General features: G+C 32.2%; 26 protein-coding genes. All 26 read right to left on the reverse strand.

Features of this window, described 5'->3' with window-relative positions; genetic code table 11:
- Nucleotides 1-30 precede the first annotated feature (30 nt).
- The 26 genes from ppdK to gpr all read right to left on the reverse strand — a co-directional run bounded on the left by ppdK (nt 31) and on the right by gpr (nt 26428).
- A complete protein-coding gene (gene ppdK / locus BN2665_RS15715) occupies nt 31-2661 on the reverse strand; it encodes a pyruvate, phosphate dikinase (RefSeq protein WP_055668042.1) in 2631 nt (876 codons plus the stop codon).
- A 74-nt stretch (nt 2662-2735) separates the two neighbouring features.
- Complete coding sequence (ccpN, locus tag BN2665_RS15720) at nt 2736-3377, reverse strand: transcriptional regulator CcpN (RefSeq protein WP_055668043.1); 642 nt, start codon at nt 3375-3377, stop codon at nt 2736-2738.
- A 152-nt stretch (nt 3378-3529) separates the two neighbouring features.
- Nucleotides 3530-4135, reverse strand: coding sequence for a DUF4342 domain-containing protein (locus tag BN2665_RS15725; protein ID WP_055668044.1), 606 nt, complete (start codon nt 4133-4135; stop codon nt 3530-3532).
- A complete protein-coding gene (gene recO, locus BN2665_RS15730) occupies nt 4128-4883 on the reverse strand; it encodes a DNA repair protein RecO (protein WP_055668045.1) in 756 nt (251 codons plus the stop codon). The genes BN2665_RS15725 and recO overlap by 8 nt, the downstream gene beginning before the upstream one ends.
- A gap of 37 nt (nt 4884-4920) precedes the next feature.
- Nucleotides 4921-5811 (reverse strand): GTPase Era, encoded by an 891-nt coding sequence (era, locus tag BN2665_RS15735; RefSeq protein WP_055668046.1) that lies wholly within the window; start codon nt 5809-5811, stop codon nt 4921-4923.
- A 9-nt stretch (nt 5812-5820) separates the two neighbouring features.
- The gene (locus BN2665_RS15740; protein WP_055668047.1) at nt 5821-6222 is read right to left on the reverse strand and encodes a cytidine deaminase; all 402 of its coding nucleotides are present in this window, start codon (nt 6220-6222) and stop codon (nt 5821-5823) included.
- 120 nt (nt 6223-6342) lie between these two features.
- On the reverse strand, nt 6343-7041 hold the full coding sequence (locus tag BN2665_RS15745) for a diacylglycerol kinase (RefSeq protein WP_055668048.1): 699 nt from the start codon (nt 7039-7041) through the stop codon (nt 6343-6345).
- Nucleotides 7042-7207: 166 nt separating this feature from the next.
- Nucleotides 7208-7708 (reverse strand): rRNA maturation RNase YbeY, encoded by a 501-nt coding sequence (gene ybeY, locus BN2665_RS15750; protein ID WP_055668049.1) that lies wholly within the window; start codon nt 7706-7708, stop codon nt 7208-7210.
- An 11-nt stretch (nt 7709-7719) separates the two neighbouring features.
- Nucleotides 7720-9771 (reverse strand): HD family phosphohydrolase, encoded by a 2052-nt coding sequence (locus tag BN2665_RS15755; RefSeq protein ID WP_423229860.1) that lies wholly within the window; start codon nt 9769-9771, stop codon nt 7720-7722.
- Between the two features lie 19 nt (nt 9772-9790).
- On the reverse strand, nt 9791-10933 hold the full coding sequence (yqfD, locus tag BN2665_RS15760; RefSeq protein ID WP_195892704.1) for a sporulation protein YqfD: 1143 nt from the start codon (nt 10931-10933) through the stop codon (nt 9791-9793).
- On the reverse strand, nt 10926-11210 hold the full coding sequence (gene yqfC / locus BN2665_RS15765; protein WP_055668051.1) for a sporulation protein YqfC: 285 nt from the start codon (nt 11208-11210) through the stop codon (nt 10926-10928). Before yqfC ends, yqfD begins: the two co-directional genes overlap by 8 nt.
- 113 nt (nt 11211-11323) lie before the next feature.
- Complete coding sequence (locus BN2665_RS15770) at nt 11324-11770, reverse strand: GatB/YqeY domain-containing protein (protein ID WP_055668052.1); 447 nt, start codon at nt 11768-11770, stop codon at nt 11324-11326.
- A 26-nt stretch (nt 11771-11796) separates the two neighbouring features.
- Entirely contained in the window at nt 11797-11973 is a 177-nt protein-coding gene (gene rpsU / locus BN2665_RS15775) for a 30S ribosomal protein S21 (RefSeq protein ID WP_021801013.1), read from the reverse strand.
- 166 nt (nt 11974-12139) lie between these two features.
- Complete coding sequence (locus BN2665_RS15780; protein ID WP_055668053.1) at nt 12140-12484, reverse strand: histidine triad nucleotide-binding protein; 345 nt, start codon at nt 12482-12484, stop codon at nt 12140-12142.
- A gap of 12 nt (nt 12485-12496) precedes the next feature.
- Nucleotides 12497-13804 carry a tRNA (N(6)-L-threonylcarbamoyladenosine(37)-C(2))-methylthiotransferase MtaB gene (gene mtaB, locus BN2665_RS15785; protein WP_055668054.1) on the reverse strand — a complete coding sequence of 436 codons (1308 nt, stop codon included), beginning with the start codon at nt 13802-13804 and terminating at the stop codon, nt 12497-12499.
- Entirely contained in the window at nt 13804-14556 is a 753-nt protein-coding gene (locus BN2665_RS15790; RefSeq protein ID WP_055668055.1) for a 16S rRNA (uracil(1498)-N(3))-methyltransferase, read from the reverse strand. Before BN2665_RS15790 ends, mtaB begins: the two co-directional genes overlap by 1 nt.
- A gap of 17 nt (nt 14557-14573) precedes the next feature.
- Nucleotides 14574-15512 (reverse strand): 50S ribosomal protein L11 methyltransferase, encoded by a 939-nt coding sequence (gene prmA, locus BN2665_RS15795; protein ID WP_055668056.1) that lies wholly within the window; start codon nt 15510-15512, stop codon nt 14574-14576.
- A gap of 153 nt (nt 15513-15665) precedes the next feature.
- Nucleotides 15666-16793, reverse strand: coding sequence for a molecular chaperone DnaJ (dnaJ, locus tag BN2665_RS15800; RefSeq protein ID WP_055668057.1), 1128 nt, complete (start codon nt 16791-16793; stop codon nt 15666-15668).
- A gap of 82 nt (nt 16794-16875) precedes the next feature.
- The gene (gene dnaK, locus BN2665_RS15805; protein ID WP_055668058.1) at nt 16876-18723 is read right to left on the reverse strand and encodes a molecular chaperone DnaK; all 1848 of its coding nucleotides are present in this window, start codon (nt 18721-18723) and stop codon (nt 16876-16878) included.
- Between the two features lie 36 nt (nt 18724-18759).
- Nucleotides 18760-19362, reverse strand: a complete 603-nt coding sequence (gene grpE, locus BN2665_RS15810) for a nucleotide exchange factor GrpE (RefSeq protein WP_154674965.1) — start codon at nt 19360-19362, stop codon at nt 18760-18762.
- Between the two features lie 29 nt (nt 19363-19391).
- Complete coding sequence (gene hrcA, locus BN2665_RS15815) at nt 19392-20423, reverse strand: heat-inducible transcriptional repressor HrcA (protein ID WP_055668059.1); 1032 nt, start codon at nt 20421-20423, stop codon at nt 19392-19394.
- A gap of 278 nt (nt 20424-20701) precedes the next feature.
- Complete coding sequence (hemW, locus tag BN2665_RS15820; protein ID WP_055668060.1) at nt 20702-21826, reverse strand: radical SAM family heme chaperone HemW; 1125 nt, start codon at nt 21824-21826, stop codon at nt 20702-20704.
- A 28-nt stretch (nt 21827-21854) separates the two neighbouring features.
- On the reverse strand, nt 21855-23663 hold the full coding sequence (gene lepA / locus BN2665_RS15825; protein ID WP_055668061.1) for a translation elongation factor 4: 1809 nt from the start codon (nt 23661-23663) through the stop codon (nt 21855-21857).
- Nucleotides 23664-23846: 183 nt separating this feature from the next.
- A complete protein-coding gene (locus BN2665_RS15830; protein WP_055668062.1) occupies nt 23847-24206 on the reverse strand; it encodes a hypothetical protein in 360 nt (119 codons plus the stop codon).
- Nucleotides 24207-24273: 67 nt separating this feature from the next.
- On the reverse strand, nt 24274-25374 hold the full coding sequence (locus BN2665_RS15835) for a stage II sporulation protein P (protein WP_242865960.1): 1101 nt from the start codon (nt 25372-25374) through the stop codon (nt 24274-24276).
- Between the two features lie 76 nt (nt 25375-25450).
- Complete coding sequence (gene gpr / locus BN2665_RS15840) at nt 25451-26428, reverse strand: GPR endopeptidase (protein WP_055668063.1); 978 nt, start codon at nt 26426-26428, stop codon at nt 25451-25453.
- Nucleotides 26429-26432 lie beyond the last annotated feature (4 nt).

Here is a 26432-nt window from a genome sequence, read left to right on the forward strand (position 1 = left end):
TAAAGGTGACTTTCATTTTATTTAGCGCTATTATCTTTTATTATTTACTTGAGCTTGAGCAGCTGCAAGTCTTGCTACAGGTACTCTAAATGGTGAGCAAGATACATAGTTTAATCCTACATTATGGCAGAACTCAACTGAGGATGGATCTCCACCATGCTCTCCACATATACCTAATTTAATATTTGGTCTAGTTACTTTACCCTTTTCAGCAGCCATTTTTACTAATTGTCCAACGCCTGTTTGGTCTAGTTTAGCAAATGGATCAAATTCATAAATCTTCTTCTCATAGTAGTCAGCTAAGAACTTAGCAGCATCGTCTCTTGAGAATCCAAAAGTCATTTGTGTTAAGTCGTTAGTTCCAAAGGAGAAGAATTCAGCTTCTTTAGCTATTTCATCAGCAGTTAAAGCTGCTCTTGGAATTTCTATCATTGTTCCAACTTGATATTGTAATTCTACACCTTTTTCAGCCATTACTTCTTTTGCAGTTTTTACAACTACATCTTTAACAAATTTTAACTCTTTTATTTCTCCAACAAGTGGAATCATTATTTCTGGAACTATATCTAAGCCTTTATTTTGCTTAACTTCTATAGCAGCTTCGATAACAGCTCTTGTTTGCATTTCTGCTATTTCTGGGTAAGAAACTGCAAGACGGCATCCTCTATGACCCATCATTGGGTTAAACTCGTGTAGAGATTCAACAGTAGTTTTTATTTCTTCAAAAGTTAATCCCATTTCTTTAGCTAATGCTTCCATATCTTCAACTTCTGTTGGTAAGAACTCATGTAGTGGTGGATCCAAGAATCTTATAGTAACTGGTCTACCTTCCATAGCCTCGTAAATACCAGCAAAGTCTTCTCTTTGCATTGGTAATAATTTATCTAATGCTTTTCTTCTTTGCTCTTCATTTTTAGCAAGAATCATTTCTCTTACTGCAGCAATTCTGTCTTCAGCAAAGAACATATGCTCAGTTCTGCATAATCCAATACCTTCAGCACCAAATTTAACTGCTTGAGCAGCATCTCTTGGTGTGTCAGCATTTGTTCTTACTTTTAATACTCTTATTTCATCGGCCCAAGCCATAAATGTTCCGAAATATCCAGTAATCTCTGGTTCTACTGTACCTATAGCTTCTCCGTATATGTTACCAGTAGTTCCATCGATAGAAATGTAGTCTTCAGAACCATAAACTTTTCCGCCTACTTCCATTGTCTTCTTTTCTTCATTTACTTTTAATTCTCCACAACCAGCTACGCAGCAAGTTCCCATTCCTCTAGCAACAACCGCAGCATGAGATGTCATTCCGCCTCTAACTGTTAATATTCCTTCAGCAGCTATCATACCTTCTATATCTTCTGGAGATGTTTCTAATCTTACAAGAACAACTTTTTCTCCCTTTTCATGTCTTTCTTTAGCTTCTTCAGCAGTAAAGCAGATTTTTCCGCATGCGGCTCCTGGAGATGCTGGAAGACCTTTTGCTATTGGAGTAGCACTTTTTAATTTAGCTGAATCAAAAGCTGGGTGTAATAAAGAATCTAATTGCTTTGGATCAACTTTTAAAATTGCTTCTTCTTTTGAAAGCATTTCTTCTTCTACAAGGTTAACAGCTATTTTTAATGCAGCTTGAGCTGTTCTCTTACCATTTCTTGTTTGTAAGAAATATAACTTTCCTTCTTCAATAGTAAATTCCATGTCTTGCATGTCTCTATAATGATTTTCTAATGTGTTTACTATATTAACAAATTGATTGTATATTTCCGGCATATCTTGCTCTAGTTTTTCTATTGGTTCTGGAGTTCTTATTCCAGCAACAACGTCCTCTCCTTGAGCGTTCATTAGATATTCAGCAAATATTTTCTTTTCTCCAGTAGAAGGATTTCTTGAGAAAGCAACTCCTGTTCCTGAAGTTTCTCCTTTATTTCCAAATACCATTTCTTGAACATTTACAGCTGTACCCCAGCTACTTGGTATATCATTTAATCTTCTGTAAACTATAGCTCTTGGATTATCCCAAGATCTAAATACAGCTGTTACTGATTCGATTAATTGCATCTTTGGATCTGATGGGAATTCTTCTCCCTTTTCCTTTTTATAGTGCTCTTTAAATAAAGCAACTAATTTTTTTAGATCATCAGCATCTAAGTCTGTATCCAACTTAACGCCTTTTTCTTCTTTCATCTTATCCATAATCTCTTCAAAAGTTCTCTTTTCAACGTCCATTACAACGTCAGCAAACATTTGAATAAATCTTCTATAAGAATCATAAGCAAATCTTGGATTTCCAGTTAACTTAGCCATAGCTTCTACTGTTTCATCATTTAAACCAAGGTTTAATATAGTATCCATCATTCCAGGCATAGAAGCTCTAGCACCTGATCTTACTGATACTAATAATGGACTTTCAGTGCTTCCAAATTTTTTGCCTGAAATAGTTTCTAATTCAGCCATTTTTCCATATATTTGGTCAATAACTTCTTGAGCTATAACCTTTCCATCATCATAATACTTGTTGCAAGCTTCTGTTGTTACAGTAAAACCTTGTGGTACTGGAATACCTAAACTTGTCATTTCAGCAAGGTTAGCGCCTTTTCCACCAAGAAGGTTTTTCATTGATGCATCGCCTTCGCTAAAAAGGTATACATATTTATTCTTCTCCATGTTAACACTCCTCCGATTGTATTTTGTGTATATGCTAACGGGACAAATTAAGTCCCGGTTAGAGCGACTTTGTCCTATTTGTTTTCTCCTAGATCAACAAATAGTTTAGTTATGTTTGTCTTAGATACTTTCCCTATAATTTTCAATATTTCTTTGTTGTCTTCAAAACTTCTTTCAACTACAGGTAAACTATCTACTTCATGGTCTATTATTCTTTGAGCTACTAAATAGGCGCTATCGTCCTTTTCAACAAAAACAATGTTAGGCATTCTAGTCATTATTATGCCCACCGGCACTTTATGAATATCAGTGCCTCCTATTGCAATCTTAAGAAAATCTTTTCTTGAAACTGCCCCAGTTAATACTGACTTGTTTTCTACAAAAAGAGTTCCTACATCGTTCAAAAAAAGATGCACAATAGCATCATATACAGTAGTCTCTTCACTTACTACTACGGGCTTTGACATAATGTCCTTTACTTTAATGTCTATAATGTAATCATATACTATACTGTGAGAGGGTTTTTTTGAATATATGTATCCAACCTTTGGTCTAGCTTCTAAAATTCCTGTCATAGTCAAAATGGCTAAATCTGGTCTTAAGGCTGCCCTAGTCACTCCAAGCTTAGATGCCAATGCTTCACTAGTAATCGGCTGACCTTCTTTAACCAAGCGTATGATTTCTTCTTGCCTTGGTGATAGTTTTATCGTGCTCACCCTCTTTCATAATATATGCATAAATGTACAAGGAATACTTTACATTCCAAATACTAAATATATTATACACGAATTTTTAAAATTAGTACACTATATTTATTCAAAATTAGCTTGTTTTTATAAAATATTCCTTGTTATTATTACAGCTTTCCTTAAGATTCCTTATTTTCTTCTGAAGCATCGTCTATATTGTCAAATTTTACAGTATATTTATAAACAGGTTCATCACTATTTATAATCTCATTTTGTTTTATTTTACTTTTAACATCCGAGGTCACATCATTTATCTTCTCTTTCATCTCACTAGTGATATCAACAAATTTGTCTTTTGCAACCTCTACTGAATTCTTAATAATTTTGTTTACCACTTCCACAGTACCGTCATTCTTAGTTATTTCTATAGTTAATCTTGTCACTACTGCAGTTAATATTCCTAAAGCTATTAATGGTGGCCAAACTATAGCAACCACTCCAGCAGCAATACCTGCATTAACTGGAATATCTACTATTACTCTCTCATCTTTCTTTATTCTTATTCTTGTTACATTGCCCTTTTTAACTACTTCTTTTAGCCAACCCATTAAATCCTCTGCAGTAGTATAAATTCCTTTTTTGCTGCATTCACAGGTCTGCTCAATGTAGATCAAAGCATCTACTACATCTCCTCCGCAGGCCTCTAAAGCTTCTTTAGCCTTAGCGTAAGATACACCGGTTCTTTCTTTTATGATATCTACCTTTTCTAGAGTAATATCAATCATCTTTTTTTCCTCCTTTAAATATTTCAAGCATTTCCAAACTTTTAGGTTTTCTTGAGTAATTAGAAGCTATTATAAATGAATTAATTTTATTCATTTCACTTTTTACACTATGGTTAAGATTTAGCCTATAGACTTTTTCTATAGGTAATGAATTTAAAAACTTCAAGGCGTTATAAGTACCTTTATCTATATAAATGCCCCTATTTTTTTCACATTCATCGCAAATACCACCATAATAATTAAAACTTATAAAGTTAGAGGTATTTATTCTTTTTTTACATATAGAGCAGCTATCTAGATCTAAACCGTAACCAGTAGCTCTTAATACTTTTAATTCAAAGGCTCTTACAAGAAGTTCATAATCTACTGCATCTGTATTCATTAAGTATAAACAAGAAACAAAATCCTTAAAAAGCTCTCTATTACTTTCTTCTTCTTGTATGCATATATCTATTAATTCACAAAGATAAGTAGAATAAGTCAGTTTCTCTAAATCATTTAACAATCCTTGAAGAGAATTTATTATCTTTCCTTCACTTAAAGTAAATAAGTTTCTTCCTTTGAAAACTATATATTCTCCAAAGCATAAAGGAAGAGTTATAGAAAGATACTTACTCTTACTTTTCTTAGCACCTTTAGCAATAGTAGTTATTTTTCCTAGTTTTTCAGTATATAGCCAAACTAGTTTATCATTTTCTTTAAAATCTTGAGTTTTTAATACTACAGCATTAGTTTTGAAAGTTGACAGAAGACCATCCCCTAAATATTATTCCTCTAATAAACTTTTACTTTTTTATTTTATATCCTAATTCTTTTAAAAATAATGGATTATCTCTCCATTCTTTCCTAACCTTTACCCATATTTTTAAATTGACTTTGGATTGAAGGAATTTTTCTATGTCAGCTTTAGCATAATCATTTATCCTCTTTAAAGTTTTTCCTTCTTTGCCGATAATTATGCCTTTATGTGAATCTTTTTCACATAGCATATCTACTTCTATATTATAAACGCCGTTATCATTTTTTTTCATCAATATTATATCTACAGCTATTCCATGAGGAACTTCTTCACTTAGAGTCCTTAAAGCCTTCTCACGAATTATTTCAGAAACTATAAACTTCTCTTGAACATCTGTAATCATATCCTCTGGATAATATTTAGGCCCTTCTGGCATGTGATTTATCATAAGATCAATAAGTCTTTCAGTATTTTTTCCCTTCAAAGCTGATATGGGAATTATCTCCTTAAAATTAAAGTGTTTTGAATAATTTATAAGAGTATTAGCTATTCTCTCTTCTGTTACTTCATCGATTTTATTTAACACCAAGAACACTGGAACATCATACTCTCTAAGTTGCTCTAAAATAAAGGCATCTCCTTTTCCTACCTCTCCCTCTGGAGTAGTAAGGAATAATATCAAGTCTACATCTCTTATAGAATCCTTAGCTACCTTTACCATATATTCTCCCAGCTTATGCCTTGGTTTATGCATACCTGGAGTATCCACGAAAACTATCTGATAGTCTTCTCCATTTAAAATTGTTTGTATATTATTTCTTGTAGTCTGTGGCTTATTAGATACTATAGAAAGCTTTTCTCCCATAATATGATTAGTAAGCGTAGATTTTCCTACATTAGGTCTGCCTATAATTGTAACAAATCCTGATTTATGCATGAATCCTCCTTATTTCCCCAAATCTCTTTTCGTGAAAGAGCCAGGTAAAATATCATGTAATTTCTTAACTATATAATCTTCTTTGTTTTTAATTAAGATTATATCAATATTCTCATCTTCTGCAAATTCTACAATAACTTGCCTGCAAATACCGCAAGGATAAGTATGTGTACTCGGATCACCTATCACTGCTACAGCAGTAATAGTATTATGCCCTTCTGACACGGCTTTAAATATAGCAGTTCTTTCTGCACAATTTGTTGCTCCAAAAGATGCATTTTCAATATTGCATCCTGAAAAAATCTTTCCTTCTTTAGTTAAAACAGCAGCACCTACTTTAAAATTAGAATAGGGAACGTAAGCTTTTTCTCTGGCAGTAATAGCACATTCTATTAATTTATCATAACTCATAGGAATATACCTCCAAAGTCTAAAAATTCCAAGCATAGGTTCTCTAAAATAACTTGAAGACACCTAAATCTTGTATAACAATTATAGCACTATTTATAAGCATTTCAATACTTATTCAAATCAGCTAAATATTTTAAATATAAAAATAGTTAAAAGGGTACCAAATATTCCTCCAAAGATCACCTCTAAAATTGAATGAACTTCAGAATCAACCCTGCTTTGTGCCACTATAAAGGCAAGTAAATAGCTTAATACCATGGAAATAGGTTCTTCTGTTATTAACGCAATAGTAGTAGCTATGGAAAAAGCTATAGCACTATGACCACTAGGCATTCCTCCTTTTAAAGGAGTTCCTTCTCCATATATAGCTTTTACAATTATAGTAGCAATTATAACCATAATAAGTACTATAAATATCATATAAGGATCCGATTTTTTAATTTTTGATATAGTGGAAAAGGTGGCAGAGGTTAGCTTATCCCAAAAGATGATATAGGCTACTATTAAAGCATTTATAGCAGTGACAAGTACAGCTCCTGCAGCAGTATTTTTAGCTATTTTAGCTAAAGGATGATAATAATTTGTAGTAGCGTCAATAGCACTTTCTATAGCTGTATTTATAAGCTCTGCTACTATAACCATGGTGATAGTAATAGTTATTATAAGCAATTCAATTTTACTTAAATCATAGAAAAAGCAAGCTGCTAGCACTATTAAAGTTGCAATCATATGTATCTTCATATTTCTTTGGGTTCTTACAGAATATATTATTCCCTCTATGGCATAATTAAAACTATCGATTAGTTTCCTCATCTTCATAGAAGCACCTCCTTAAGTTATTAGTTTTCTATTTAAAAAAATAATCAGTATACAAAAGACTTATTTTCACAAACTTTTGTATGCTGATAATTAATATATTTTAAGACGTCTTAGGAAAATAAGCTAATATACTGACTAGTTATTTTTTGAAGATGCCTAAACTGAATTATCTTATAATATTTAATTTTTCCAATATCTGTTCTTCCCTAAGCCTCATTAGAGTCTTCTCCTCCTCAGTCATATGGTCGTAACCTAGAAGATGTAACACAGAATGAATTATAAGATAGAAGACTTCTCTAAAGAAAGAATGCCCATATTCCTCACTTTGCTCTCTGGCTTTTTCCATGGATAAAACTATATCCCCTAAAACTAAATTCTCCCCATCTAAAAAGGTTTTGCCAAAGCTAAAGTCCTTGTAAACTTCTCTAAAAACATTCCTCTTTGGATAATCTAGCATGGGAAAAGAAAGTACATCCGTCTCTTTATCAATATTTCTATGCTCTTTATTTATTCTTTTTATTTCTTCATTATCCACTAACAATACACTTATCTCATAGCTTTGATTAACCTCTTCCTCTTTTAATGCAAAATCTATTACAGCCTCTATTTGCTTTTTTAGTTCCTCTGGGGCCTCAACTTTGCTCTGCATATTTTCTATATAAATCAAACCTACCACCCTTACCTTTTGTTATTTTCTGCTGGATATTCAATTCTTTGATGATATATTCCGCTTAAAGATTTTAAAAAGGATTTTCTAATGGTGTCTATATCTTTTAAAGTTAAATCGCAATGATCTAATTGCCCATCATTCAACTTATCTTTAATTATATTGTTTACCATCTCTTCAATTTTTCCTTTTGTAGGATCACTTATAGACCTTACTGAAGCTTCTACGCTGTCTGCTAGCATTATTATACCTGCTTCTTTAGATTCCGGTATAGGACCAGGATATCTAAAGTCCTCTTCTTTCACCGCCTCAGGGTTATCACTATTATTTTTCATAGTATAATAAAAATATTTTACTAAGGTATTACCATGATGTTGTTCAATAACATCTTGAATTACCTTTGGAATATTATGTTCCCTAGCTAGTTCTAGTCCATCTTTAACATGAGAAGTTATAATTAATGTACTTAAATTAGGCGTAATTTTATCATGAGGGTTTTCTTTTCCTATTTGATTCTCCTTGAAAAAATAAGGTCTCTTGATTTTTCCTATATCATGATAATAGGCCGCAATCCTTGCCAGTACTGGGTTTCCCCCAACCTGTTCTGCTGCCACTTCTGCTAAGTTTGCTACTAAAACACTGTGATGGTAAGTACCTGGAGCCTCTATTAATAATCTCTTTAGTAGCGGATTATTTGGATTAGAAAGCTCTAGAAGCTTCACTGTAGTAACTATATCAAAAGTGCTTTCAAATAGTGGAAGAAAGCCAATGGTTAACACCGCAGAAATAAGTGTTGCTATACCCGTGAACCCTGTTCTCTTTAAAATATCTATTATGTTGTTACTTAATAAAACTCCTACACAGAAGGTCAATACCATATTTATCACTGACATATATAGTGAAGAATATAATATATCATTTCTTTGCTGCATCTTTCTAAGCAGCGTAGCTCCTAACACAGAATTCACTACTGCCAGCAGAGTTACTTCAATATTAAAGCCTACTATACTGCTAATTAAAAGACAATTAATAATACTCATGGTTACAGATATCTTATAACTTATTAATAATGTTAAAAGCATTGGTGCAAAAGCTAAAGGAATTAAAAACGGTGATATTATAGTTAAGGTTCTAGCAAGCAAAAGTGATATCACATTAATTATGCTTATTAATAATAACTTACTGCTATCATTAAATACACCCTTATAGAACTTATATAAATATATCCACTGTAAAAAAAGAATCAATGCAACCAAAATGCCTATAGTTAAGTATATATACCAATCAAAACCAGTATTATTTAAAAGCCCTAAATCTTTTAATATCTCAAGTTGATTTTCTGTAACAGGCTCCCCTTCTTTAACCACAATTTGATTTTTCTTTATTACTACAGGCGCTACATTTTTTACAGCCTGCTTCTTTAATTCTTCTGTCTTCTCCTTATCATAAAAGAAATTTGGCTTTATTTGAGAATTAGTTATAGAAATACCTATATCTCTTATAGCTTTAGAAAACTTAGCAGAATTAAATTTAGTTCCCGCTGTCTCTTGTGCTTTTTTTATATCCTCTGGCTTATCCTCTTCAATTATACCTTCATATATTTGCCCCAGCAAATCTGTAGTAAAATTATTTAGGTTTTTTAACTCTTCTTTTGTAAGCTTTAATAAAAATAAAAATTCTTCATCGCTTAGAGCAATAGGAGAGTCATTCTTTAAGTTTTGTAATTTATCCTTCTCTTCTTCTGTAGCATCCTTAAGGGTTACAATCTTTGAAAATAAACCTTTCACATTATCTGATGCTTGTTTTTTAACCTCTGGTTTTTGATTATATTGAATAGGTACTTCTTCAGAAACCTGCTTAGTCCTTGCTTGAGTAGCTACATTATCTATAACTTCTTTATTTGCCTTTATATTTACCCTAGCTATCTCCCCTACTGATAAATTATACTTCTTAGTAATCAATGAAGTAATTAGAATAGAATAGATTAATATAAATGTAATTAATAATATAAAAAATTTTTTATAATTATATATTCTAATTCCGTAGGCTTTTGTAGATCTCAAATCTCTTCACCTCTTGTTTTTATTCTACTTTCTGCTTTAATGCTATATTTTGAGTTACTATAAATACTACCTTTAATTTTATGTTATCTCCAGAATACTCTTTATTAACTACTTTATCCATAATGGTGGCCTTCTTCTCTAAATCTTGCTCCATCTTTTGAATTAAGGAGTTTAAGGTAGTGTTTATTAGTACTTCTTCATTTTCCTGAAATTTTTCTTCTTTTATTTCATAGTATATAACTTTTTTTATTATATTTCCACTCTCTTCTATTTTATCATATTTAGAAAAATTAACATTAGGTTTTTTTAGATAAATTTTTGCTCCTAGTATTTCAATATATAAAGCTTCTGCACTTTTACCAGTTCTAACCTTTTTAACCCCTCTTAGAGGCATCTCTTCAATAAATTCATAAAAGGTTTTGGCTATTACATCCCCCTCTGAGTGAACTTTATAAGTGTTACCTTCTTTTCCCTGCTCACCTTTAATCAAGGTTTGTCCCTTTTTAACCACATCTCCAGCCTTTACTACTGGCGTACCTGATATAGTATATACCCTCACTATTTGACCATCCATTTTAGCTACCATATCACAAATACTATCATCCGTTACTAAGTTTGGGGGGATTACTCTCTCTGCAATACTAACTTTAAGCTTAGATCCCTCAATTCTAGCTCTCACCCACATTACATTGTCATTGCTTTTAATTATTTTTTCCTCTAAGGCATAAACATTTAATTTACTTTTATTTATACCTGGGCTTATACCTAAAAGGCTTAATTGAGCTCTAATTTCATAGGGTGATAAATGTCTATCAGCTTTTATTTCAATTCTCCAAATAAAAGTTGATAAATAATATATAACACATGCAAAAATAATGATTCCACCTATCAAGGTTATTTTTTTACGAAATCTAATCAGAAGAAAAGATAATCCTCTCCTCTGTAAAATTTTAATTTTTGAATCTGTGATCTTTGCAACTTCTTCAACAGTTTTAAAATCTGATAAATTTATCTCTAAGTTTACTGTGGTAATATCTATTCTATATATGTTTTGAACATATACCCCTCTGTTCCATAGCAAATTAATAAACCTTTCGGGCATTAGGGACTGTATTTGTAATTTTATAATTGCTTTTTTATACTTACTAAATTTATTATTCATTTCCTTCATAAATCACCGATTTAAAAACCCCACTAATTGTTAATGTACTTCCACCTATAAAAAGTATTTCAAAACCCTTGCCCAATATAGAGATAGAACCTATCTTAGAGTTTATCTTTACTAGATTATCTTCAAACAAAATAATTCCTTTATGGTTTTCGATGTTAATTTCATTATTACCAGTAATAACTATCTTGGGAATATCTAATAGAATATCTCTAGGCAGGTCTAATCTATCAGCTATGACCTCTTTAGTGTTATATATTTTATTATTCATTAAACCACCTCTTAATATATTTTCATAGTAAATATATAATACTTTATGAAAAAAAATATGGGTTAATGACAAAAAATAAAAAGAACTCACCTAAGCGAGTTCTTTATTTATGATTATTTACTTAAGAAATCTTTAACTAACGAACTTACAAGTTTGCCATCTGCTCTACCTAAGGTCCTAGGTCTAACTAATGCCATTATTTTTCCCATTTCCTTTATGTTGCTTGCTCCCACTTCTAATGCTGCTTCTTTAATAATTTGTAAAATTTCTTCTTCACTTAACTGCTGAGGAAGGTAACCTAACAAAATCTCAATTTCAGCATTGGTCTTATCTATAAGATCTTGTCTGTTTCCTCTTTCAAATTCAAGCAAAGCTTCTCTTCTTTGCTTTACTTCTCTTGCTAACACTTCTATTATCTGTTCATCCTCAAGCTTAACACCATCAGTTTTTTCAACTAAAAGTATTGCAGACTTGGCCATGCTTATAGTCTCAGCCTTTAATTTTTCTTTGGCTTTCAAAGCTTGCTTCCAGTCCTCTTGAAGTCTTTCTTTAATTGGCATTACTGTACCTTCTTTCAAAAGAAATATTATTTAAATTTTCTCTTTCTAGCAGCTTCTGACTTTTTCTTTCTTTTTACACTTGGCTTTTCATAGTGTTCTCTTTTTCTAACTTCTGAAAGAACACCAGCTCTAGCGCATTTTCTCTTGAATCTTCTTAATGCACTCTCAAGTGTTTCATTTTCTCCAACTCTAATTTCTGACATCTAATATCCCTCCCTCCGCTAGCACAATGTAAATTTAAGAATAAATGCAGCTTGTGGGTTAAACAACACACGGATTATTATACAATATAACTTTCTCAAATGTCAAGAATTTCATTTGAGATAAAATTTAATTCCCAAACAAACTTGCATGTAAACTTCAAGGCTTTTAACCTGGAGGCCATTTCAGGTTTCTACCTCCAAGCAAATGGAAATGAATATGTTTTACAGTTTGACCACCCTGTTCTCCGCAATTGTTTACTATTCTATAACCTGACTCTGCCACTCCTAACTGTGTAGCTATATTTTTAGCAGCTAAAAATATATGCGCTAGAATTTCACTGTTTTCTTCATCAATATAATTAGCACTATCTATATGAGCTTTGGGAATTATTAGCACGTGTACCGGTGCCTCAGGATTAATATCATTAAAAGCTAGTATTCTCTCGTCCTCATATACTTTACTGCAAGGTATTTCTCCTCTTATAATTTTACAAAATATACAATCTCCCATAAATTTCACCTCCTATCCAGCAAACGCTCCTATGAGCTGATCTTTATCAATACAAATAATTTTTGTGTCTAAGATCTCTCCTATAATATTGTTATCATTCCCCTTTGTAACCACTCTTAAATAATTTTCTGTATAACCCTCATATTCGCCACTATTCACAAAGGTTTCTTTTTCATATAGTACCCTAAGGTTTTTTCCTAAAAATCTATCCATGAACTCTTTTTCAAGAGCATTGTTGAGTTCTATTATTTTATTGCTTCTTTCTTCTTTTATCTTTCCATCTACTTGATTTTCCATAGTAGCAGCTTTGGTACCTTTTCTTGGACTAAATTTAAATATATGCATTTTAGATAATTTTATACTCTTTAAAAACTCATAGGTAGTATTAAATTCTTCCTCTGTTTCTCCTGGAAATCCTACTATGATATCTGTAGTTATAGATACATCTTTAAAATTGTTCCTTAATAAATTTACTATATTTTCATAATCCTTAGTAGTATACCTTCTATTCATCCTCTTTAGAGTTTCATCGCATCCACTTTGCAGAGATAAATGGAAATGTGCACAAAGCTTATTCAAATTAATAATTCTTTTTACCACATCTTCAGTGAAGAAGGTTGGGTCTATAGATCCAATTCTAACTCTTTCTATTCCCTTAACCTTCTCTATTTCCTCTAATAGATCTACTAATGTGACTTTATCTTTTAAATCTAGTCCATAAGAAGCAGTATGTATACCAGATAGTATGATTTCTTTAAACCCATGATTAGCTAATTTTTTAACTTCATCAAGGACTTTACCTGGTTCCTTGCTGCAAACTGCTCCTCTTGCATAGGGTATCAAGCAATAAGAACAAAATCTATTGCAACCATCTTGAATCTTTAAAAAGGCTCTAGTTTTATCTTGATATTCTTCTATATTTAAGTCCTCAAACAAATTATTTTTTAATACTTCATTTACATTAACAAACTGAGTTCTTTCTTCTCTAGCTCTATTTACCCAATATACTATATCACCTTTGTTTCTTGTTCCCAAGACCACATCCACACCTTCAATATTAGAAACTTCATTAGGTGCAATTTGAGAATAGCAACCTACCACTGCTATTACTGCCTCTGGATTTAATCTTCTAGCTCTGCCTATAATTTGTCTAGATTTCTTGTCCCCCATATTTGTTACTGTACAAGTATTTATTACATAAACCTCTGCCACCTCTGTATATTCAACAACTTCATATCCTTCTCTAATAAACTTTTCAGCCATAGCTTCAGACTCGTATTGATTAACTCTACAGCCTAAAGTAGCAAATGCAACCTTCATTAAATTATTCCTCCTAAATCTCCTAGTTCATATTGTAACAAGGTGGTGCACACAAAACCTGCGGTCTCAGTTCTAAATATTCTTGGTCCCAAAGTAACTATATGAGCATTATTCTCTTTTAACTTACTTATTTCCTGTTCCTCAAAACCGCCTTCGGGCCCAATTATAATAGCAATGTCTAAAATTCCTTGTGCTGATATATTCTCCATAACATTCTTTATACCATAACCTGACGCATTTTCATAAGGCACAATAACCAAATCCATGGTATTTAAATGCTTAATCATTGCTTCAAACTCCATAGGTTCTTTTATTGCAGGGATAAAAGTTCTTTTGCATTGCTTACATGCTTCCAAAGCGATCCTCTGCCATCTGTCTAATTTTTTAAATTCACCCATTTCATTTTTCACAATCACTCTTTCTGTTATTATGGGCACTATTTCTTTTACCCCAAGCTCTGTAGCCTTTTGAACGATCAAGTCCATTTTAGAAGCTTTAGGTAAACCTTGAAAAAGATATAGATTTACATTACTTTCATTGTTACTATTAAGCTCCTTTTGGATACTTAATAGTACTTCCTTTTTATTTATATCTTTTATCTTAGCTACAAATTCTTTGCCCAAACAGTTATTTATTATTACTTCGTCTTCTACCTCTAGTCTCAAAACCTTGTAGATATGTTTAACATCCTCACCCTGTATCCTAACTTTATTTTCATAAATACAATTTTCATCAACAAAAAACTTATGCATTTTACTCTCACCTCACCTTAAATAGAAGCAATTATGCATAACCATTCCCCATCTTCATTAACTTCTACTATATTAAAGCCACATTCCTTCAATTTAGACTCTACCATTTCTCTTCTTTCTCTTATAATACCTGAAGTGATAAAATATCCTCCGGGTAGTATAAATTCTCTAACACCCTGAGCTAAAACAGCTATAATTTCCGCTATTATGTTAGCTACTACTATATTGGCCTTACCTTGCACTACATCCATTAAGTTACCATGTAATATTTCTATATTATTTAAGTTATTATAGGTTAAATTTTCTTTAGCAGAATCTACAGCTACTGGATCTAAATCCACACCTATAACCTTTGAAGCACCTAATTTAGCAGCAGTTATAGCTAAAATTCCCGATCCAGTTCCGATATCAAACACTATACTATCCTTATCTACATACTTTTCCAAAGCTTGAACACACATTCTTGTAGTTTCATGAGTGCCTGTTCCAAAAGCCATACCAGGATCTAGTTCAACAATAATTTCCTCTTCATTACCTTTGTATTCTTCCCAAATAGGTTTTATTACAATATTTTCTCCAATTTTTGTAGGCTTATAATACTTTTTCCAATTATTGGCCCAGTCCTGCTCATTAACTGCTTTTGATAATACCTTTGCTTCTCCAATATCTATACCAAATTCTTTTAATTCCTTAAGCCTTTCATTTACATATCCAACAATGCTTTCAACATCTTCTTCCTTATTAAAATATCCAGTTACCGTAGCAGCTTCTGCTCCATGTTCTAAAATATTTATATCAGCAAAATCCCAAGTTAATGGACCTTGCTCTCTATTTAAAATATCATTAGGATCTTCTATAGCAACACCTTTAACATCTAATCCATAAAATATACCAGAAATAGGCTCAATGGCCTCACTTTTTGTTATTATCTTTATCTCTATCCAAGTACCTTGCATAAAATCAATCCTTCCATAAATCTATCGTACTTTTATATATTTTACACTTTACATTAAAATCTGTCTATTACAAAATATATCTCCCTTATTTTTCAATAAAAAGGTTCCAATCTTAATAACTATTATTAAAAATTGGAACCTACCTAAAATAACTTATTTCTTTTTAAACATGTCAAAAATAGAGCTCTTTTTATCGTCACCTTTTTCGCCGCTAGCTTCTGCAAACATTCTTAAGGCTTCCTTTTGCTTTTCGTTTAAATTCTTAGGTATGTCTACTATTACATTAACATACTGATCTCCTCTACCATGACTATTAACTCTAGGCACACCTTTTCCTTTAAGCCTAAACATAGTTCCTGATTGAGTGCCTTCTGGTATTGTATACTTAACCTCTCCATCTACCGTAGGTACCTTCATTTCTATACCTAAAGCAGCTTCCACAATGCTTATATGTGTATCTATATATATATCGAAGGCTTTTCTTTTAAATATTTTATGAGGCGATACCTTTATATTAATATATAAATCCCCTGGAGGACCTCCTTTAGTACCATGTTCTCCTTGTCCTCTAAGAGGCATTACATTGCCTGTATCTACTCCTGCAGGTATATCAATTTTTATCTTTCTTTGTTTTCTTTGTTTTCCAGATCCACGACAATCTGGACATGGATCTGTAATTACCTTTCCCTTTCCAGAGCATTTGTCACAAGTAGACATAGTAACGAAGCTACCTAACGGAGTATTTTTTTGAACTCTAATCTGTCCTGAACCGCCACATTTATCACAGGTTTTCGCAGAAGTTCCATGCTTAGTTCCCTCTCCCCTACAAGTTTCACAGTTTTCACTTCTAGAAATATTTATTTCTTTTTCTACTCCAAAGACTGCTTCTTCAAAGGTTAAAGTTATATTATATTCCATATCCGCGCCCTTTTCAGGACCATTTCTTCTTCTTCCGCTTCCGCCGAAGCCTCCCCCTCCAAAAAAGCTTTCAAAAATGTCTCCAAATCCTCCCATACCTGAAAAATCAAAGCCTCCATCAAAGCCTCCAGCTCCACCATTAAAATCCGTAGTTCCGAATTGGTCATATTGAGCCTTCTTTTCAGGATCACTTAGTACTTGATAAGCTTCATTTATTTCTTTAAATTTTTCTTCAGCCTCTTTATTCCCAGCATTTTTATCTGGGTGATATTTTATGGCCTGCTTTCTAAAGGCTTTCTTTATATCATCATCGCTGGCCCCTTTTTCTAGTCCCAAAATCTCATAGTAGTCTTTTTTAGCCATGCTGTTTTTTCACCACCTAAAAAATATTTTAACCTACAATAGGGGAAGACCTAGGATTGCCTTCCCCTTAAAATCCAACTAACTATTTATCATCTTCTACTTTAAAATCAGCATCTACTACATTATCATCCTTTTGATTTGAAGAAGCATTATTTTCTGCTCCCATATTGTTTGGATCAAAGCCAGCGTTTTGGCCATTTGCACCGTATATCTTTGAAGAAACGGCATAAAATTCTTGTGTTAACTCTTCTGTAGCCTTTTTAATTGCCTCCAAGTCTTCTCCATCTTTAACAGCCTTTAATGCTTCAGCTTTAGCTTCAATCTTAGATTTATCTTCAGCAGAAACTTTATCTCCTAACTCTTTAAGAGTCTTTTCAGTTTGATATACTATTTGATCTGCATTGTTTTTAACTTCTATAGATTCTTTTCTCTTTCTATCTTCTTCAGCATACTTCTCTGCTTCTTTAACAGCTTTATCTATTTCATCATCATTTAAATTAGTTGAAGCTGTTATAGTTATATTTGCTTCCTTGCCAGTTCCCTTATCTACTGCTGAAACTTTAACAATACCATTAGCATCAATATCAAAAGTAACTTCAATTTGTGGAATTCCTCTTGGAGCTGGTGCTATACCAGATAAAGTAAACCTTCCAAGAGTTTTATTGTCTGCAGCCATTTGTCTTTCACCTTGAACTACATGTATTTCTACAGAAGTCTGACCATCTGCTGCCGTAGAGAATATTTGACTCTTTCTAGTAGGTATTGTAGTATTTCTTTGTATTAAAGAGGTTGCTATTCCTCCAAGAGTCTCTATACCTAAAGTTAGAGGAGTAACATCTAGTAATAGTACGTCCTTAACGTCCCCTGTTAATACACCTGCTTGTATTGCAGCACCTACTGCTACGCATTCATCAGGATTTACTCCCTTTGAAGGCTCTTTTCCTGTAAAGTTCTTCACTGCTTCTTGTACTGCTGGTATTCTTGTAGAACCTCCTACAAGCACTATCTTATCTATATCATTCATAGTTAAGCCTGCATCTTGAAGTGCTTTTCTCATTGGCTCTATGGTTCTTTGAACTAAATCATGAGTTAATTCATTAAACTTAGCTCTAGTAAGATTCATATCTATATGTTTTGGACCACTAGCATCTGCAGTAATAAATGGTAAATTTATACTTGTTTGCATTGAAGAAGAAAGTTCGATTTTTGCTTTTTCTGCTGCTTCTTTTAGTCTTTGAAGTGCCATCTTGTCATTTCTTAAATCTATACCATTTTCTGACTTAAAAGTATCTGCTATATAATCCATAACCTTTTGGTCAAAATCATCTCCACCTAAGCGAGTATCTCCATTAGTAGCTTTAACCTCAAACACTCCGTCCCCTAGCTCAAGAATGGATACGTCAAAGGTACCACCACCTAAGTCATAAACAAATATCTTATGGCTGTTTTCAATTTTATCTATACCATAAGCCAAAGAAGCTGCTGTTGGCTCATTTATTATTCTTAATACTTCTAATCCCGCAATTTTACCTGCATCTTTAGTGGCCTGCCTTTGGCTATCATTAAAATATGCTGGTACAGTTATTACTGCTTGAGTTACTGTTTCTCCTAAATATGCTTCCGCATCAGCCTTAATTTTTTGTAATACCATAGCAGAAATCTCTTGAGGAGTATACTGTTTTCCATCAATATTAACAGTATGATTAGTTCCCATATGTCTTTTGATTGAAATTATAGTTTTATCTGGATTGGTGATTGCTTGTCTTTTTGCAACCTGTCCCACTAATCTTTCTCCATTAGCTTGGAAAGATACTACTGAAGGAGTAGTTCTTGCACCTTCTGCATTTGTAATAACTACTGGCTCTCCACCTTCCATAACTGCTACACAAGAGTTTGTTGTTCCTAAGTCAATTCCTATTACTTTACCCATTTTCTTATACCTCCCTATGATCTATCTAATGAAAATTTAATTTGCAACTTTAACCATGCTATATCTTATAACTTTATTTTCACGTTTATAGCCTTTTTGGAAAACTTCTACAATTTCATTCTTACCATAATTTTCGTCTACCATGTGCATAACTGCATTATGATAATTAGGATCAAAGCCTTCCTCCGTAGAAATTTCTTCTACATTTAATTTTTTTAAGGAGTCTTTAAACTGCCTTAAGGTCATGTCTATTCCTTTTTTTAGGTCATCTAAATTTCCCTCTACAGAAACAGCTCTTTCAAGATTATCTAGAACAGGCAGCATATTTTTTAGAACATCTGTGCAAGCATCAGAATATATGCCTTCTTTTTCCTTAGCAGTTCTTTTTCTAAAGTTGTCATATTCAGCACTTATTCTTAGAAGCCTATCTTTTAAAACTTCTACCTCATTATACAACTTAGCATTTTCCTCTTGGACTTTTGATACTTGTTCTTCATTCACTGTTTCAAATTCTTCGTCTTCAAGTTTTTCGGCTTCTTGCCAATTTTCTTCAATAGTTTGTTCTTTAATATTTCCTTTTTCTACCTGTTCATTTTTCAGTTCAGCCTCTAAATTATCTTTATTATCCATTTCTTTCATGACTGAAAATTCCACCTCATCTCTAAATATTATTCATCATTATATTGTCTTAAGCTATTATTTAGGTGTTTCATCACCATAGCCATTACACTGATTACTTTAGAATAGGGTATTCTAGTTGGTCCTATTATACCTATAGTGCCTAAAGGTCTATCCCCTAGATTATAAGAAGCTGAAATTACACTACATTCCTTAGCTCCAGGCACATAGTTTTCTTCCCCAATTCTCACTGATAATCCCTCTTCAGCATCTATTAGAGTTTTAACATAGTCCTTATTATTAAGTAAAGATAAAAACTCCCTAGCTCTATCTATATCATTGTACTCAGGATAGTTAAATATGTTTGTAGCACCTTCTAAATAAACTTCTGAGGATTCTACTGCATTTAAAGTATCATAAAGAGCAGGAATAATAGCATTAAATATGTCTTCATAACCTATTAAGTCATTCTTCAAATTATTAATAACCTCTAGGTTTATTTGCTCTATTGTTAAGTTTTTTAATCTTGCATTTAAAATTAAGGTTAGCTTGCTAAGTATTTCATTGCTTATTATTTTACTTACTTTTATGATATTATTTTTAATTATTCCAGCATCAGTTATTATAACAGATAGAATATCAACATTATCAATCTTTATCAGCTGTATAGATTTAATATAGCTTTTTTTTACGGAGGGTGACCTTAAAACACAAGTCAATTTTGTTAGCTCCGATAAAAGTGATGTAGCCTGCTTTAATATCCTATCAACCTCATATAATGCTACATTTAAGAGATAGCCTTTTATCAATAGCTCCTCCTCCTGAGGAATCCTTTCAATCTGCATCAATTTATCTACATATAATCTATATCCTTTATCAGAGGGTTTTCTCCCAGAAGATGTATGCAACTGCTCTAAATATCCCATCTCTTCTAAATCAGACATTTCGTTTCTTATAGTAGCAGAGCTAATACCTAAATCGTATTTCTTTGCAATAGTTCTAGATCCTACAGGTTCTGCTGTATTAATATAATCATTAATAATGGCTTGAAGAATCTTAATTTTTCTTTCATCCATCTCCATGGTATCACCTCATTTATTAGCACTCTATCAAGGTGAGTGCTAATGACTACGATTTTAAAATAACACTTCAAAATTTTTTTGTCAATACCGCCTAATACAGCTTATTTTTCCATATAATTTTAATAATCTGCTTTATTAAAATTTTACTCCTAATTTCTCATTTTTACTTTCATTTTCTTAAAAATCATAGAAACTTATTATAAATGCTTTATTTAACTTTATTATTTTCTCCTAGGCATTGTATCTTTACATATTTACATATTTACATATTTAAATCTTTACAATATAAAGTCACTCATAACATAGTTGGACAATTCTATGCCTCTTTCTGTTAAAAATATACTGTTATTCTCTCGCTTTAAAAGACCATTAGCCCTATGCTTTTCTATAACTTCCTTATAAAAAAAATCTATATCCTTCTTAAATCTATTCTTAAACACAGACTCTTTAATGCCCTCTATCTTCCTCAGCCCCATAAACATAAATTCTTCAATAGTATCTTCTAAGGTATTTTCTTTTATTTCAGCATAACTATTATTTTTGCTATTCATGCCCATAATATATTCTTCTATTTTTTCCTCATTTCTATACCTTAGGTTATTCATAAAGGAATGAGCTCCAGAGCCACATCCAATATAATCTTCCAAATTCCAATAAACTAAATTATGCCTACATTCTTTATGTGCTTTAGAGTAATTAGATATCTCATACTGATTATATCCAAATCCCTTTAATAATTTTAGAGTTTCCAAATACATAGATCTTTCTATATTTTCCTGTGGTAAATTTAGTTTATTCTCCTTATAGAGGTTGTAGAAAGGAGTGTCCTCTTCAATAATCAGACTATAACTCGAAATATGTTCAGGAGAAAGCTCACATACCTTATTAATGGTTTCCCTCCACTGCTCTATGCTTTGGTTAGGTAGTCCAAACATTATATCCACATTTATATTATTAAAGCCTATTTTTCTAGCTAATTTATAATTATCTATGAAATCATTCATATCATGTATCCTGCCAATGGATTTTAATAATTCATTCTGAACAGCTTGCAATCCTATACTAAGTCTGTTCACCCCCATAGATTTTAATAGTTTTAAAATATCTTCATTGAGAGTTCCTGGATTACATTCCACGGTAAATTCACAATCCATAGTTTTGTTAACCTTTAACATAGCTTCTTTTAAATAATTTAAACACTCTAAAGACAAATAGGTGGGAGTTCCCCCACCTATAAATATTGTCTTCATAATATAGTTTTCAGTTCTTAAGGCTATTTCTTTTGTTAAAGTTTTAACATAATCTACCATTAAATAATCTTTACCGCAAAACGAAGGAAAATCACAATACCAGCATTTCTTTTTACAAAATGGTATATGTATATATAATGAAATTTCTTTCATATTTTAACCTCCATCTCACTTACATGATTTATTCTACTTTTAACACGGACATAAAGGCTTCTTGAGGTACTTCAACGGAACCTACTTGCCTCATTCTCTTCTTTCCTTCTTTTTGTTTTTCTAATAATTTTTTCTTTCTCGATATATCTCCACCATAACATTTTGCTAACACATCTTTACGCATAGCTTTTACCGTTTCACGAGCGATGATCTTCGCTCCTACAGCTGCTTGTATAGGTATCTCAAATAACTGTCTTGGAATTATATCCTTCAGCTTTTCAGCAATGTTTCTGCCTTTAGTGTAAGCTCTTTCTTCCGGAACTATCATTGATAGAGCATCCACAATATCTCCATTTAATAAAATATCAAGCTTTACAAGTTTAGTTCTTGTATATCCTTTTAGTTCATAATCTAAAGATGCATATCCCCTAGTTCTAGATTTTAGTGCATCAAAGAAATCATATATTATCTCATTTAAAGGAATATCATAGTTTAGCACAGCTCTTGTGGTCTCGATATATTCCATATTAAGATAAGTTCCTCTTCTAGATTGACACAAGTCCATTACAGCTCCCACATATTCCGTAGGAGTAATTATAGAAGCCTTTACCACCGGTTCTTCCATATATTCAATCTCTGTAGGACTTGGCATGTTAGTTGGATTTGTAATCTCTAGCAAAGTTCCATCAGTTTTTATAACTTTATATATAACAGATGGCGCAGTTGTTATAATATCTAAATTGAATTCTCTCTCTATTCGCTCTTGAATTATTTCCATGTGAAGCAATCCTAAAAAGCCGCATCTAAAACCAAAGCCTAAAGCTATAGAAGTTTCTGGCTCAAAGGATAGCGCAGCATCATTTAATTGAAGCTTTTCCAAGGCATCCTTTAATTCTTCATAATCTGCTCCATCTACTGGATAGATACCGCTAAATACCATGGATACTGCTGGTCTATAACCTTCCAAAGCTTCACCAGCTGGTCTATCTGACTCTGTAATAGTGTCTCCAACTCTTGCATCTCTAACGTTTTTTATAGATGCAGTTAAATAACCCACATCACCAGCTTTTAGCTCACCAATAGGAAGAAAATTAGGAGAAAATACTCCTACCTCAGTAACTTCATAATCCTTATTGCTTGCCATTAGTTTTATTTTAGTTCCAGCTTTTACAGTTCCTTCTATAACTCTTATATAAGATATAACACCCTTATAGCTGTCGTAGTAGGAATCAAAAATAAGAGCCTTTAAAGGTGCATCTTCATCACCTTCTGGTGCAGGAATTTTCTCTACCACGGCCTCTAGTACTTGTTCAATATTAAGTCCAGACTTTGCAGAAACTTTAGGAGCATCATGAGCCTCTATGCCTATAACATCCTCTATCTCCTCCACAATCTCCTCTGGTCTAGCACTAGCTAAATCTATTTTGTTTATTACAGGTACAATCTCTAAGTTATGATCCAAAGCTAAATAGCAGTTTGCTAAGGTTTGTGCTTGTATTCCTTGAGTAGCATCTACTACTAAAATAGCTCCTTCACAGGCATTAAGGCTTCTGGAAACTTCGTAGTTAAAGTCTACATGTCCAGGTGTATCAATAAGATTAAGTATATATTCCTTACCATCCTTTTCTCTTCTATATACCAATCTAGCGGCTTGAGCCTTTATAGTTATTCCTCTTTCTCTTTCAAGCTCCATTTTATCTAAAACTTGCTCATCCATCTCTCTTTGAGTCAAAGTACCTGTGGTTTCTAATAATCTATCCGCAAGTGTAGATTTACCATGATCTATGTGAGCTACTATACAAAAATTTCTTATGTACTTTTGTCTTTCTGATTGCATAATCTTAACCCGCCCCTTTAAAGCTGTTTATATATTAAAATCACAATTTTAACAGCAAATATTCATGCCTGTTCAGCAATGTACTAATAATTGCGCAAATTGTCCTATTTAAATCACATTAAATTATAACATAATAACCTCAGAATTTGTCAATAATTATAGCTGTTGTATAGACTATTTTTTTTAAGATACTTTATTAAAGAATCCTTTTATAAAGTGATATGTGTTATCTAAAAAGTTAACTATATTGTTTTTCAGATTAGTGAACAAGTCTTTCTTAAATTTTATTTCATAGCTTTTTAAATTTATACTAATACTATTAGACTCCTTATTTAAAAGTATTTTTATCGGAGCCTCATCTCTTAACTCTCTAAGTACTTTATAATATCCTTCATCCTTTTGTATATCTGCATTACCACTTTGCCATTCACTGCCAGCAAGAGCATAATTACTTTTACTGCACTCTATGTTTACTTTGGTTAAACCAGCTACCATGGTTAAAATTAATATTATAAAAAGCAATATATACTTTATTCTATTCAAAAAAGCATCCCCTTTTATCAAATTGATATCTATAAGGATGCTCTTTTTAAAAAGTTTTTATTCAGCTTCATCTTTTACCATTTAAATATTCTGCTAATATTCTTGCTATATACTTAGCTGATCCTTTAGCTTCGTTAGTAGTGTTTAACTCTGAACCTACCTCAATTAGTATAGCATTATTGCTTTTATCTTGGTTATAATATTTTATTCCATTGTTATAATAAAGAATACCTCTACTCAGTCCTGGAAAGAGTTTATCGCTAGCATTTGTCATTTGAGTAGCTATAGCATTGTTTTTGTTAAAGTGAGGATTGTTTTTTGTCATAACAAACATTATCTTTGCAACTTCCTCGTTATTAAGCTTCGTGGTTACTGCTTTCTTACTAATACCAGAATCCCTATGAAGGTCTATTATAAGCTTAAAATCTCCATATTTTTTTAAGTACTTATCTAAGGTTTCTCTAGATCTTGTATAACTTTGATTATAGGTAGTACTATGAATGGTTTTATCGTGCACTACTGAAATTCCATAATTATTTTCCAGTTCCTTTACAAGCTCGTTTCCTACAGCACAAATATTTTTTGTTTCATCATAGCTATCCACCTCTCCTGGCTTATAGCTTTCCGAGGTATGAGTATGATAAATAAGAACCTCTGGTTTAGAATTATTTAAAGGCTTTTTAAGCTTAGGATCATAAACATTTGCCACTGTATTAATTAAAGTACTGGTATCTTCACCTTTATTTTCTTGAGAACTACCCTTTTCTTCGTTTTTAAAGATACTATTATCTTGAAGCTTAAAAGGATTAAAGCTTACATCTGAAATATAATCACTGCTATTATTTTTGCTATTAGGTAAGGATAAAAAGGCTATTTCTTTGCTAATTATCTTTATTGGATTATATATATTTATACCTAGTCCTTCTAATATAAAGTCCTTAAAACTATATTTAGCTTCAAGTAAATGCTCATTATTATCAGTAGAAGCGTTGACTATAGGCATGCCATAATTTAAAAGCTCTATGTATAAAATGCTAGATTTATTATTATTATTTGAGAAAGTGCTATTTATCAATTTCATAGTTGCAACAATACAAATTATTATTATTATAAAGAACATACTATATCTTGCAGTTAGGTTTTTATAATTTTTTATATTGTAATTCAATTTAATACCCCCCTCGTATAAAAATATTATATGAAGGGGGTCTGATTTTTATTACTCTAATAAAAATTGGAAAATGTTAACTTAAAAAGTTATTAATTTCTTCCAAATTTAATGCTGGTTGTAAAGCCATATTGATTCCTGTAGAAATAATTCTTGAGACAGAATCTATTACAGTGTCTACTTCCTTAGGGGTAACTACCAAATCTCCTACATAAGGATTTAAAAGCTCCTGTATCATCTTTGTTTTTTCATTTTTATCTATAGATTTCAAAAGATTGTAAAACTCCCCTCCCTTAGTAGCTTGATTTATCATTTCATCTAGCACTAGATCTATACTATCATTAGCTATGGTTGCAGCATCAACTACTGTAGGTACTCCTATGGCGATGACAGGTACTCCTAAAGTTTTTTCGCTGATAACCATACGTTTATTTCCAACCCCAGAGCCAGGAGATATTCCGCTATCACCTATTTGAATAGTTCTATTAACCCTATCTAGCTTTCTAGAGGCTAAAGCGTCGATACATATTATTAGATTGGGCTTAAGCTTACTTACCACAGCTTTTATTATTTCTCCTGTCTCAATTCCTGTGAGACCTAAAACTCCTGGAGACAGAGCACAAACAGGCCTAATCTCTTCATCGATACTATCCGGTATCAACTGCTTAAGGTGTCTTGTAACCATTATCTTAGAAACCACCTTTGGGCCTAAGGCATCGGGTGTAACATTCCAATTACCCAATCCTACAACTAATGCAGTCATACTTTTATCTAACTTTATCATAGAAGATAGATTGTTAGCTAGAACTTCACTTACCTCATTCATAGTTTCACCATCGTAGTGAGTAAATTCTGGCATATCTATAGTTATATAGGTCCCCATAGGCTTTCCCATATTTCTCTCACCAATATCGTTTAAAATTTTAACCTGAGTTATGTTTATCTCTCCCTGCTTCTCTTCTTTAAATTCAACACCTTCTGAATCTTCATTATTATGTTGCTGAGCATAAATCTCTCTAGCTTCTACAGCCAAATCAGTTCTAATATTATACATAATA

It is taken from the genome of Desnuesiella massiliensis (genome assembly GCF_001403615.1).
Classification (GTDB): Bacteria; Bacillota; Clostridia; order Clostridiales; family Clostridiaceae; genus Desnuesiella; species Desnuesiella massiliensis.